Here is a 12,260-nt window from a genome sequence, read left to right on the forward strand (position 1 = left end):
TATTTTTTATGACCCAAACAACAAATATAGTGCGTATTGCTACTCGTAAAAGTGCATTGGCACTTTGGCAAGCTGAATTTGTAAAGGCGCAACTAGAGCATTATCACCCAGGTATTTTAGTAGAATTAGTGCCTATGTCGACCCAAGGCGATATTATTTTAGATACCCCTTTAGCTAAAATTGGTGGTAAAGGTTTATTTGTTAAAGAGCTTGAACAAGCCATGCTAGAAGGGTTGGCCGATATGGCCGTGCACTCGATGAAAGATATGCCTGTAGAGTTTCCAGAAGGGTTAACACTACACACTATTTGTGAGCGCGAAGATCCACGTGATGCTTTTGTATCAAATAACTTTGCCAATATTGACGAGCTGCCACAAGGTGCAATTGTGGGCACTTCAAGCTTACGTCGTCAGTGTCAAATACGCGCATCACGTCCAGATCTAAAAATTCATGACCTTCGCGGTAACGTAAATACACGCTTAGCAAAATTAGATTCAGGCCAATACGACGCAATTATTTTAGCAGCAGCAGGCTTGATCCGTTTAGAAATGAAAGACCGCATTCGTGCTTATATTGAGCCTGAAGTGTCATTGCCTGCCAATGGACAAGGTGCTGTAGGTATTGAGTGTCGTACTGATGACGAAGCAATAAAAGCATTACTTGCTCCACTGGAGCACAGCGAAACACGTATTCGGGTAAATGCCGAGCGCGCAATGAACCGCCATTTAGAAGGTGGGTGTCAGGTGCCAATTGGTGCTTATGCGCTAGTTAACGGCGATCAAGTGCACTTACGTGGTTTAGTAGGCGCAATAGATGGTAGCGAAATTTTACGTGATGAAGTTAGCGGCCACGTTAATGACGCAGAAAAACTAGGGGTTGAGCTGGCTAAAATGTTATTGGCTCAAGGTGCAGACAGAATATTAGCTGAAGTATATAGAGACGCGTAATGTTAAATATCTTGATAACTCGTCCCCAAGGAAAAGGCGCAGCCCTTGCACAACAACTTGAGCAAGCGGGTTATCAAGCGTCTTTATTTCCTGTATTAAAAATAGAGTATTTAACCCCCGATAGTATTGAGCTCAGCCCATTAACTAATGCCGATAAAATTATTTTTGTGTCGCAAGATGCGGTTTTGGCGCTGAGTGAATTAAAGCCAGATATTAATATAAAAGCGCAATTTTATGGGGTTGGCCAACAAACAGCCGACACTATTTATGAGGTGTTTGGCGTGCGAGCGGCTGTTCCTAAACAGCACGACTCAGAGGGGTTATTAGCGCTTAAATCGCTTGCCGATGTTGATAGCTGTAATATTGTATTGGTTAAAGGAATAGGGGGGCGTCCTGATATAGCTAAAACACTAAAGCAGCGTGGTGCCTTTTTAAATAACTGCGTAGTGTATCAGCGTACTCCCATAGACCCTGAGCCTAACAACTGGATAGACCACTGGCAAAGCCAGAATGTACACGGTATAGTCATAACAAGTAATGCGGCGGTTGATGCTATTTTTAAAAACCTTGCTGCACCCCAAAGACAATGGTTACAACAGTGCCGATTTTATGTAGCTAGTGAGCGTATAGGCGCTTATTTACAGCAGCATCAGGTAAGTTCGGCTAATATACATATTGCAGCAGGAGCTAGCGATAACGCTATGTTTACCTGCATTAATCAGCAAGGTAGCAAAATGAGCGAACAGTCAGTACCGTCAACGGTAGATAAAGCAGCGCAAAAAACGACTAATGCAACAGCCAACAATGGCAAAGCTACGGCTAAAAGCGATACGCTTAAAGCAACTGATAAGGCTGACAATACTAAGCAACGAGTAAGTAAAGTCGGGAGCTTAGCACTTATTATTTCGCTAATTGTTGCCTCTGGAGTTGGCTTTGAGTTTTATCAAAAGCTCAACGCGAGCAAGACGCAAAGCTTAGCTGTTAATCAGTTAAATGAGCAAAATAAATTACTACAACAAGAGCTGCAAGGACTTAAGTTAGCTCAAGCTAATTTGCAACAGACACTATTAACGTCTGAGCAAAAAGTAACAGCTGCAATGCGCGAAAGTACTACAAAAAACCAGCAAGAACTAAAGGCTGCCTTACAACAAGCGCAGCAGCAAGGCTCGTCTTTAAATCCACAAGAAGTTACCAGCTTGCAGCGCATGGCTGAGTTTAAGTTGTGGGCCGAAAACGACTATCAAGGAACTAGCGCTGTATTAAAACGTTTAGATGCTTTACTTAGCGATCACCCCGGTACTATTACAGTGCGCCAAGCCATTACACAAGATATACAAACCTTAGATGCCATAAAACCAATTGCCGTTGAAGCTATTTATTTACAGCTTAGTAGTGTGCTGAAAAATATTGATGAATTGGTATTTAATGCGGTGAACCTGCCTGAAGAAGTAGCAAAAATTGATGACAAGGTATTAAGTGAAGATCTTAGCGATTGGCAGCAAAACTTAAAAAATAGTTGGGATCAATTTTTAGATGGTTTTATTACTATTCGTCATCGTGAAGGCGTTGCTATAGAGCCATTATTAAGTGAACAACAGCGACACCTGGTAAATCAAAGAGTTAAGCTTTATATAACGCAAGCGCAAGATGCATTATTGAGCAAGCACGCCAGTGTTTACTTTGCAGCACTAAGCGAAGCAAAACGTTTAGTGGCTGAATACTTTAAACAAGATGATGATGTTACAAAAATGGTTTTAAAGTCGCTGTCTAATCTAGAAAAAGAGCAGCTTAACTTTAACCCTAAAGTAAACTTACAAAGCACGCAGCAAGTTAAGGAGTGGGCAAAATGATAGGGTTGATCATTTTAATTATTGCACTTGTTGTGGTGTTAGCAGCAGCCCCTTTTTTATTGGACGAAAAAGGCTATGTACTAATTTCGTTTAACAACACCACAATTGAAGGCACAATAGTTTCGTTTGCCGTGCTAACAATCGCAGTATTAGTCGTTAGTTATTTAACCTATAAACTCGTGCGTTATTTATTCTCTATTTATCGCAATACTAAGCATAGTTTTTTTGCTCGTAGCCAAGGGCGCAAGCAAGCTGCAATTGAGCAGGCGCTATGGAGTGTAATTAATGACGACTATGCACAAATAGAGCAGGCGCTATCTAGCAAGGTACCTGATCAGTATCAAGATATACGTTTAGCACTGCTTGCTAAGGCGGCACTAGCTAATAATCAAACCGACAAAGCCCTTGAGTACTTATTTGATATAAACCCAGAGCAGCAACTAAAAGTAGCAAAACTATGGCTAGCTAGTGGTAATAGTAGCGCTATAGAGTCGCAACTACGGGTTATTGCAGAATCGAAAAAAGCGACAGCACTTGAGCTAAAAATTTACACCGAAGTGCTAGTGCAGCAACAACATTTTAGTGCTTTAGAAGCATTTTTACCGCGTCTTTTACGCAAAAAAGTACTAACAAATGAGCAGTGGCATCGCGTTTTTAATGCCTATTTTGCCTCATTTCCTGTTGATGAAGTAACAGCTAAATATAAGCAGTTACCTAAAAAGCTACATAGCTACGCCTACAGCGCTTATTTAACGCAAATGGCTGCTGCAGGGCAGTTAAGCGTAATTGAAAATGACTTAATAAAAATGGTTAAGCATGAAGAACAACATGCACAATTAGCTAACATATTAAGTAAAGCAACAACGGCAAATGCCCGTAAATTACAAACGAGTATTCAAGATCGACTTAAAAAAGATGAGCAAAATAACTCATTACTGCTCGCTTTGGCTTGTCTTGCTAATGCGCAAGGTGATTACGACCTAGCGGCAAGGGTGTTTGATAAAGCACTAAATAATAAAAATAAAAAACAATATATGCAGCAAGCAAAGTTAAGTTATGAAAAAAGTGCACAACTAGATAAAGCATTGGTACTTTATAAATAATGAGTTACATTTAATAAACACCATTTAATATTGCAAGGAGCAAAAGGCGATGAAAGGTTTGTTTAAATTGTCTTTTTGCTTAGCTTGCGCTTACTTTATTACAGGCTATTTTAGTAATTTATTGCTTGCTATAGATGGTTTCGCTGTGGCTTCTTGGCCCCCTGCGGGCATAGCTGTAGCAAGCTTTTTGTTATGGGGCCGTAAGTCTTTTTTAGGTGTTTTTGTTGGTGCATTACTTACTAGCTTAATTCACCTTGATAATGTTGTTGATATATTAAACTGGCAAGTTTTTTTCCAAGCCGCTGCAATTGCTATCGCTGTTGTTTTTCAAGCATGGCTTGGCGCGCAAATAATAATTAAAGTTATTAAAGCCCCCCTCGATTTATCGTCACTAAAACATAGTGTACAAAGCTTAATTATAGCCGGCCCTGTATGTTGTATTATTGGTGCTAGTGTCGGCACCAGCTTACTTGTTTTTAATAATATAATTGCTCAACATGCCGCGCTAGATAGTTTTATTGCGTGGTGGATTGGCGACAGTATTGGGGTGCTCATTTTTACGCCATTGATGCTGGCTGCATTTAATTACTCAGTGATGCGATACCGGCTACAAGTTATCCTGCCTTCTTTACTTATTTACATTCTTATTAGTGTTAGCTTTTATGGTGCTGCCAGTGTTAAAAAAGAAAAAAACATTCAAAAACAAGAGATAAAAACATTAGCTGTACAAGACTCAATTACTCATAAATTAGATGAAATCTCTGCACACTTGGCTTTACTGGCTACTTTTTTTTCGAGCAGTGAAGATGTGAACTTTAAAGAGTTTCGGCAATTTACGGCAAAACAGTTAAGCTACAGCGAAGAAATATTGGCGTTTGAATGGGTACCGTATGTTCCTAAAAGTGCGCTGTTAGAATATCAAAAAATGACGCAACTAGCCGATGTTGAACATTTTTTTGTAAAAGAAAAATCACCAACCAACCAATGGCAAGCCGTTGCTGAGCGAGATGTATATTATCCAATTAGGTACGCATACCCATTAAAAGGCAATGAAGATGCTATTGGCTTTGATTTAGCATCAAACGACTTTATGCAAGAGGCATTAAATAAGTCAAAAACGCTTAACGAAATGGTCATTAGCCAACCGGTTAAGTTGGTGCAAAACCAGGCTGAGTTAGGGGTGTTATTTTTGCATCCTGTATTTGGAAGTATAGAGACTGAAGATGACTTTAAAGGTTTTGCCGTTGCGGTAGTGAGCTTAAAAAAACTATCGCAGTCGTTGCTTTTTGATCATGAAAACTTAGTTACAGCAAGCTTTTTAGATATTAACAATACCAATAATACCCACGCTATTTATATTGCCAACAACGAGTCAATGGACTTGTTAAAGTCCTACCAGCTACTCATTGGTAACCGTATGTGGCAGGTTGAGTTGCACGAGCCCTTAGTTACAACCTCCTGGTTAATATATTGGTTGGCACAAATAGTGGGGATGCTGTTTGTTTGGTTACTGGTAGCATTTTTAATTTCTGTTACAGGCACAAATGTTCAAATACGTGAGCAAGTTGCTAGGCAAACGCGCACATTACGCCAAGAAAAGCAAAAAGCTGATGAAGCGAGTCAAATAAAAAGCCAGTTTTTAGCGAATATGAGCCACGAAGTGCGCACGCCAATTAATGGTATTAAAGGCTTACACTACTTAGCGTTACAACAAAATGATTGGCAACAAGCCCGTACTTACATAGAGCAAGCTGATGGTGCGTTAGGGGTGTTACTTAGGGTATTAAATGACTTACTCGATTTTTCTAAAATGGAGGCAGGTAAACTTGATTTAATGCAAGAACCCGTAGATATAGGGCGCTTGGCTGAAGAGGTAATTAACTTAATACAATTTGAAGTAAGTGTTAAGTCGTTAGAAATAAAGCTAGATTACGATAAAAATACAAACTTGGTGATTAACACCGATGCTATTCGTTTAAAGCAAGTGTTACTAAATTTACTCAATAATGCGGTTAAATTTACTGCTCAAGGGAGTATTACACTGAAAATTTGGCAATCGAAAACCATGACCTATTTAAGTGTAAGCGATACAGGTATTGGTATTAGTAAAGAGGCACAAAAGAAATTATTTAGGCCTTTTGCTCAAGCAGATAACTCTACGTCACGCCAATATGGCGGTACAGGGTTGGGCCTCAGTATTTGTAAAAAGCTAGTTGAGCTTATGGGTGGCGCTATAGATTTAAAAAGCACTGCAGGGCAAGGTTCAACATTTACCTTTAGTTTACCGCTTAACTCCCCTTTACCTAAAGTAGAGAAAAGTGAGCAAAGCTTTAGTGACGTGGATATAGAAAACGTATCATTTGCGAACAGCGCAGTACTTTTAGTTGAGGATAACCCGTTAAACCAACATGTAGCCACTGCCATTTTAAAAACCAAAGGGTGTGTTGCTGATATTGCTAATGATGGCTTTGCCGCAATTGAAATGTTAACTGAAAAAAGTTACGACATTGTCCTTATGGACATTCAAATGCCCAAAATGGACGGCTTACAAGCAACCAAGGTAATACGCAATGAGCTAGGCTTATTAGATTTGCCTATTATAGGTTTATCGGCTAATGCCCATGATGACGATGTTAAAAAAGCGCTTGCCTGTGGAATGAATAGCTATATAACGAAACCAATAGATGCGAATATTTTGTTTAAAGCTCTTTGGCATTATTTAGCGGCGATAGAAAAATAAAATCATCTGCTTTTTTGCATAAAAAGCAGACATATGGCCTCAAAAGTATATTTTAAATAAACTAGACTTGAATTATTACTATAGCTGCGTATTATGCGCGCAATTTTAACCTAACTGAGTTGCTACTATGATCAATAGAAAACTACCTTTGCTAGATATTCATCGCCATTTAGATGGTAATGTACGAGCGCAAACCATATTAGAACTTGGTCGTCAGTTTAATATAACTTTACCTGCTGATAACGTTGCAGCACTTATCCCTCATGTACAAGTCATTGATCCTGAGCCAAACCTGATGGCATTTTTACAAAAATTAGATTGGGGTGTAACTGTATTAGGTGACTACGATGCTTGTAGACGTATAGCGATTGAAAATATTGAAGATGCACAAGCCCAAGGGCTTGATTATGTTGAGCTGCGCTTTAGCCCCTACTACATGGCACAAAGCCAAGGTTTACACCCTCAAGGTGTGGTTGAGGCGGTAATTGATGGCATTAAGTCGGCAACCAAAGGCGCTAATGTAAAAGCTAATTTAATTGGTATTTTATCACGCACTTATGGCGTAAAAGTTTGCCAACAAGAGCTTGATGCCTTACTCGCTTTTAAAGACGATTTAGTGGCTGTAGATTTAGCCGGTGATGAAATTGGTTTTCCGGGTGAATTATTTGTAGAGCATTTTAAGCAAGTACACGACGCATACTTAGCAGCAACAATTCATGCCGGTGAAGCACTAGGTGCACCAAGTATTTGGCAAGCAATTAACGAGCTAGGTGCGAGCCGTATAGGCCATGGCGTTAAAGCAATTGAAGATATTGAATTAATGAACTATCTGCGCGATAAGCGTATTGGTATTGAGTCGTGCTTAACTAGTAATATACAAACCAGTACCGTAAATGATTTAGCTCAGCATCCGCTAAAACAGTTTTTAGATCATGGTATTTTGGCTTGTATTAATACCGATGATCCAGCGGTTGAAGGTATTGAAATTGAACACGAATACTTAGTGGCAGCGCCACAAGCTGGTTTATCACAAGCCGATATAGAAAAAGCGCAAGCTAATGCGCTTGAAATAGCCTACTTAAGTTACAGCGATAAAAAAGCACTGCTAACAATGGCAAGTACGCGCTAATTTAATATTATTAGTATAAAAAATGCCGCTATTAATAGCGGCATTTTTGTATCTAAGTAACCAGAGTTCAGGTGAAGTATTTATAAATTAGTGTTTTTAGTGTGTTTGACAAGCTAGGTAGTTATCGTAAAGGGCTTTGAGAATATCGGCTCTGCTGATCATTCCTATTACTTTTTCGCCGTCAACCACAGGGTAGTTTTTCGGTTTACCGGGTCTCATTTGCTCAGCAAGTTCAATAATGTTGGTGTCGCCATTTACAGTCACGACTTCTGTTTGCATTAGTTGCGATACTTTCACCACCCCATCACAAAAATAACTGCTTTGCATGAGTGGTTTAAGCAGCTCTTGCTCAGAGATAAAGCCAACTAAAAATTTATTGCTATCGAATACTGGGGCACCAAGTAATTTAAATTTTTGCAGCTCTGCAATGGCAGTGGTCATTTCGGTATCTGGGGTAATGTTTGGCAACTTGTGTTGCATAAAGTCTTTTACTTTTGTATTTAGCATATGGGTCTCTCCCGCTGAATGTTCTATACAAAGTATGGTTTATAGATCGACTTTTAGGAAATTGTTTATGTTGATGATGTTGATAGATTTTAACTATTAATTATTTATTGTTATAAAAACAATTAAGGCACCTATTTAGATGCCTTAATATTTGAAATGAGAGCGTTAAGTGCAATTATTTAATAAATGCAAACGCATCTGCGTACATGTTTTCGCGAATAGCACCATGAGCAATAAAATCGTCACGAACTATGCCTATCATGTCAAAACGTCCAGCCATGTAAATATCGTAAGGCGCTAGCGATACTATATCTTGCATTACGGCTTTGTGTACATAACCGGTATGTCCTTGCCAATCAGCCGATGGGTTTTCTACTACCGGAATAAACTGAAAGTTTTTGTGGCTATCGGCCCACACTTGCATTTCGCGGTGTGCATAAAGTGCCGATTCTTCTCTTACGCCCCAGTATAATAATACCGGGCGGTCGCAGCTAATTTCAGCTAGGTGATCAGCCATTGATTTTGCATATGAAAACCCAGTACCGCCAGCAAGTAAAATAATTGGACGTTCACACTGTAAACGAAGTTGCGATATACCTAAGCCTGCTTCTATCTCTATTAGCTGCTTTTCGTTAAGTGCATTGCGTAAATGTTCAAGCGACTGCATTGCATATGTATCGGTTCCCGAAGCGCCAATATGTAACTCTATTTGATCGCATTGTGAAGGGCGGCTGGCAATCGAAAATGCACGCTTGTCATTTTCGCTCAATACAAGATGCATGTATTGGCCTGCTTCAAACGAAACCGGTTGTTGTGGTTTTAAAATTACTTTATGAACAAATTCTGTAAGTGGGCTGATAGCAACAACTTCAGCTTTTAATGTTTGCATTTTTTACCTTTTAGCAGCGCTTTTCATAGCAGATACGCAATAGAATGTGTTGATTCTAGCATATCTGCAGGGTTGTTTTATAGCCTATTGGTCTAGGATATTAGAGAATGTTGAGGCTCTGCCAAATGTCGTCTACGCGATCTTTGGTGGCTTTATCCATCTCAATCGGCTCGCCCCATTCACGGTTTGTTTCGCCAGGCCATTTGTTCGTTGCATCCATACCCATTTTAGAGCCAAGGCCAGAAACCGGTGACGCAAAATCTAAATAATCAATTGGTGTGTTTTCTATTAAAGTGGTGTCGCGAGCGGGGTCCATACGCGTAGTAATTGCCCAAATAACATCTTCCCAATCTCGGGCGTTAATATCGTCATCGCACACAATAACAAACTTGGTATACATAAATTGACGTAAGTAAGACCACACTCCCATCATTACGCGTTTTGCATGACCAGGATATTGTTTTTTCATGGTAACAATAGCCATGCGGTACGAGCAGCCTTCTGGTGGCAAGTAAAAATCAACAATTTCAGGGAATTGTTTTTGTAAAATAGGTACAAATACTTCGTTTAATGCCACCCCTAAAATAGCAGGCTCATCAGGCGGGCGGCCGGTAAAGGTACTGTGGTAAATAGGGTTTTTACGGTGGGTCATATGGGTTACTGTCATCACCGGAAAGTCATCAACTTCGTTATAATATCCAGTGTGATCGCCATACGGACCTTCAGGTGCCATTTCACCTGGCATTATGTAGCCTTCAAGTACTATTTCGGCGCTTGCGGGTACTTGTAAATCGTTTGATATTGATTTAACTACTTCAGTTTTACTGCCGCGCAGTAAGCCTGCAAAAGCGTACTCGCTTAATGTGTCGGGTACAGGGGTTACTGCACCTAATATAGTCGCCGGATCGGCGCCCAATGCCACAGATACCGGGTACGGTTGGCCTGGATTTTCTTTACACCATTCTTGAAAATCAAGCGCGCCGCCACGGTGAGACAACCAGCGCATAATAATTTTATTTTTGCCTAACAGTTGTTGGCGGTATATTCCTAAATTTTGGCGCTTTTTATAAGGCCCTTTAGTAACGGTAAGGCCCCAAGTAATTAACGGTGCAGCATCACCTGGCCAGCAATGTTGAATAGGCAGCTTAGTTAAATCGACCTCATCACCTTGTAAAATAACTTCTTGGCAGGGGGCTTTTTTTACTTCTTTTGCTGGCATATTAAGCACTTGTTTATAAACAGGTATTTGCCCTAGCGCTTCTTTAATGCCTTTTGGTGGCTCTGGTTCTTTTAAAAAAGCCAAAAGCTTGCCAACTTCACGTAATTCGCTTACATCTTCTTGGCCCATACCCATGGCAACACGCTTGGGTGTGCCAAATAAGTTAGCCAATACCGGAATATCGTAACCTTTAGGGTTTTCAAATAATAACGCAGGGCCTTTAGCACGTAATGTACGGTCGGCTATTTCGGTCATTTCAAGATACGGGTCGATTTCTTGAGTGATGCGTTTAAGCTCACCTCTTTTTTCAAGTAAATCGATAAAATCACGAAGATCTTTGTATTTCATTGTGGGCCGCTATTAAGCAATAAAGTTAAAAGTATTATACCCAAGTAACGTAAAATTGCATGCTCAGTTACTTAGCTATTAGCACTTGGAAAAATACAGTTACTTTGTATCACTAAACTTGCTTTATCACGGTTTAATTTTATTAGTTTTATTGTACTACCTACTGTTGTAGGCAGTGGTATTTTGTCCCTTCAATAATAAGCATGGCTTCGCTATCTTTACTCCAAAACAACACATTTTTATTTATGTATTTATTACCTGAGGCGCTTTTTTCTCGGCTAAGTTGATAAGTATTATTATTAAGTGTTAGTGCTGCTGTTTGCTCATTGATAACGCTAAGCGTGGCTTCTTTTTGATTACATAGATAACGAGTGTTAATTGTGGGCTCATTACAAGCAGATAAGCCTAATACAGTTAATGCGATTATCAGCAGCGCTTTCATTTATATCTCCAGTGCAAACAGCAAGTAATTATCGATATTTGCGTATTAATTTTAATCAGCATAGCAAAGAAAAATTAACCGTTGGTGAAAATGCGGCTTTAAGTTATGTTAATAATATTATTTTTAAGCTAGGTATTTATATGGCAGGTACTAATCTTTTAACCTTATTAGACGACATTACTGTGCTACTAGATGACATTGCAACTATGAGTAAAGTTGCTACAAAAAAAACAGCGGGTGTATTAGGTGATGACTTAGCGCTTAATGCTCAACAAGTTACCGGTGTAGCTGCAGAGCGTGAGCTACCTGTGGTGTGGGCGGTAGCAAAAGGATCGTTTTTAAATAAAGCAATATTAGTACCTGCGGCGTTATTAATAAGTGTGTGGTTACCTTGGTTAATTACGCCTTTATTAATGTTAGGTGGATTATTTTTATGTTTTGAGGGCGCAGAAAAAGTATTTGCCAAGTTTTTGCCTCATGATGATAAAAGCGAAAGTGAGGGCGACAAATTAGACCTAGTAGAATACGAGAAGCAAAAAGTTAAAGGTGCGATTAGAACCGACTTTATACTTTCTGCTGAGATCATAGTAATTACGCTTGGCACAGTTGCAGCTGCTACATTAATAAATCAGGCATTGGTATTGTGTGTTATTGCCATAATTATGACTATTGGCGTTTATGGCTTAGTTGCAGGAATTGTGAAGCTTGATGATGCAGGTCTATATTTACTTAATCAATCTAAGCTATCGGCTAATAAATTTAAAGAAATACTAGGCAAAGGGTTGTTAGCGGCAGCACCACGGCTTATGCAGTTTTTAGCATTTGCGGGTACAGTTGCAATGTTTTTAGTGGGCGGCGGCATTTTAGTGCATGGCATTAAAGCTTTGCATCATATTCAAATAGCGGTAACCAATTATGGGCAAACAATTGTAGGTACTACAGGTGAAGTGCTGGCACCACTTATATTTGATGGCTTATTAGGTGTTATAGCAGGCTTAGTTGTTGTGCTTGGGCATTTAGCTTATTTAAAAATATTCAAAAAATAGCGCTAATTCACAGCTTACAATTATTGCCTGTTTAACAACC

10 protein-coding genes are annotated in these 12,260 nt (G+C 39.5%); 6 read left to right on the forward strand and 4 right to left on the reverse strand.

Translation table 11 applies throughout. The annotated features are described in order from the left end of the window. Window positions 1-8: 8 nt before the first annotated feature. From hemC to add, 5 genes are all read left to right on the forward strand, one after another. Window positions 9-947 (forward strand): hydroxymethylbilane synthase, encoded by a 939-nt coding sequence (gene hemC, locus RB215_RS00495; protein ID WP_011326825.1) that lies wholly within the window; start codon window positions 9-11, stop codon window positions 945-947. Beyond that, the gene (locus tag RB215_RS00500) at window positions 947-2,797 is read left to right on the forward strand and encodes a uroporphyrinogen-III C-methyltransferase (protein WP_309216667.1); all 1,851 of its coding nucleotides are present in this window, start codon (window positions 947-949) and stop codon (window positions 2,795-2,797) included. The genes hemC and RB215_RS00500 overlap by 1 nt, the downstream gene beginning before the upstream one ends. After that, entirely contained in the window at window positions 2,794-3,900 is a 1,107-nt protein-coding gene (locus RB215_RS00505) for a heme biosynthesis HemY N-terminal domain-containing protein (RefSeq protein WP_309216668.1), read from the forward strand. Before RB215_RS00500 ends, RB215_RS00505 begins: the two co-directional genes overlap by 4 nt. A 49-nt stretch (window positions 3,901-3,949) precedes the next feature. Further along, entirely contained in the window at window positions 3,950-6,640 is a 2,691-nt protein-coding gene (locus RB215_RS00510; RefSeq protein ID WP_309216669.1) for a CHASE domain-containing protein, read from the forward strand. Between the two features lie 127 nt (window positions 6,641-6,767). Continuing rightward, window positions 6,768-7,769 carry an adenosine deaminase gene (gene add / locus RB215_RS00515; protein ID WP_011326829.1) on the forward strand — a complete coding sequence of 334 codons (1,002 nt, stop codon included), beginning with the start codon at window positions 6,768-6,770 and terminating at the stop codon, window positions 7,767-7,769. A 96-nt stretch (window positions 7,770-7,865) separates the two neighbouring features. On the opposite strand, the gene RB215_RS00520 is transcribed toward add, so the two are convergent. The 4 genes from RB215_RS00520 to RB215_RS00535 form a co-directional block, all read right to left on the reverse strand. Then, window positions 7,866-8,276 (reverse strand): CBS domain-containing protein, encoded by a 411-nt coding sequence (locus RB215_RS00520; RefSeq protein WP_011326830.1) that lies wholly within the window; start codon window positions 8,274-8,276, stop codon window positions 7,866-7,868. Window positions 8,277-8,451: 175 nt separating this feature from the next. Further along, window positions 8,452-9,165: an NAD(P)H-flavin reductase gene (fre, locus tag RB215_RS00525; protein ID WP_179807250.1), complete on the reverse strand. Its 714-nt coding sequence runs from the start codon at window positions 9,163-9,165 to the stop codon at window positions 8,452-8,454. Window positions 9,166-9,265: 100 nt separating this feature from the next. After that, window positions 9,266-10,732, reverse strand: coding sequence for a 4-hydroxy-3-polyprenylbenzoate decarboxylase (gene ubiD, locus RB215_RS00530; RefSeq protein ID WP_011326832.1), 1,467 nt, complete (start codon window positions 10,730-10,732; stop codon window positions 9,266-9,268). A 160-nt stretch (window positions 10,733-10,892) separates the two neighbouring features. Further along, complete coding sequence (locus tag RB215_RS00535; RefSeq protein ID WP_011326833.1) at window positions 10,893-11,174, reverse strand: MliC family protein; 282 nt, start codon at window positions 11,172-11,174, stop codon at window positions 10,893-10,895. Between the two features lie 140 nt (window positions 11,175-11,314). On the opposite strand from RB215_RS00535, the gene RB215_RS00540 reads away from it, so the two are divergent. After that, window positions 11,315-12,220: a DUF808 domain-containing protein gene (locus RB215_RS00540; RefSeq protein WP_011326834.1), complete on the forward strand. Its 906-nt coding sequence runs from the start codon at window positions 11,315-11,317 to the stop codon at window positions 12,218-12,220. Window positions 12,221-12,260: the final 40 nt, after the last annotated feature.

The sequence above is a fragment of the Pseudoalteromonas sp. HL-AS2 genome (assembly GCF_031198805.1).
In the GTDB taxonomy this organism is placed as follows: Bacteria; Pseudomonadota; Gammaproteobacteria; order Enterobacterales; family Alteromonadaceae; genus Pseudoalteromonas; species Pseudoalteromonas nigrifaciens.

What these genes read in the sequence shown, in the direction of transcription:
- RB215_RS00535 (WP_011326833.1), bottom strand. Translation starts at nt 11,174, where the DNA reads ATGAAAGCGCTGCTGATAATCGCATTAACTGTATTAGGCTTATCTGCT.
- RB215_RS00500 (WP_309216667.1), top strand. Translation starts at nt 947, where the DNA reads ATGTTAAATATCTTGATAACTCGTCCCCAAGGAAAAGGCGCAGCCCTT.
- RB215_RS00505 (WP_309216668.1), top strand. Translation starts at nt 2,794, where the DNA reads ATGATAGGGTTGATCATTTTAATTATTGCACTTGTTGTGGTGTTAGCA.
- ubiD (WP_011326832.1), bottom strand. Translation starts at nt 10,732, where the DNA reads ATGAAATACAAAGATCTTCGTGATTTTATCGATTTACTTGAAAAAAGA.
- RB215_RS00520 (WP_011326830.1), bottom strand. Translation starts at nt 8,276, where the DNA reads ATGCTAAATACAAAAGTAAAAGACTTTATGCAACACAAGTTGCCAAAC.
- RB215_RS00540 (WP_011326834.1), top strand. Translation starts at nt 11,315, where the DNA reads ATGGCAGGTACTAATCTTTTAACCTTATTAGACGACATTACTGTGCTA.
- RB215_RS00510 (WP_309216669.1), top strand. Translation starts at nt 3,950, where the DNA reads ATGAAAGGTTTGTTTAAATTGTCTTTTTGCTTAGCTTGCGCTTACTTT.
- hemC (WP_011326825.1), top strand. Translation starts at nt 9, where the DNA reads ATGACCCAAACAACAAATATAGTGCGTATTGCTACTCGTAAAAGTGCA.
- fre (WP_179807250.1), bottom strand. Translation starts at nt 9,165, where the DNA reads ATGCAAACATTAAAAGCTGAAGTTGTTGCTATCAGCCCACTTACAGAA.
- add (WP_011326829.1), top strand. Translation starts at nt 6,768, where the DNA reads ATGATCAATAGAAAACTACCTTTGCTAGATATTCATCGCCATTTAGAT.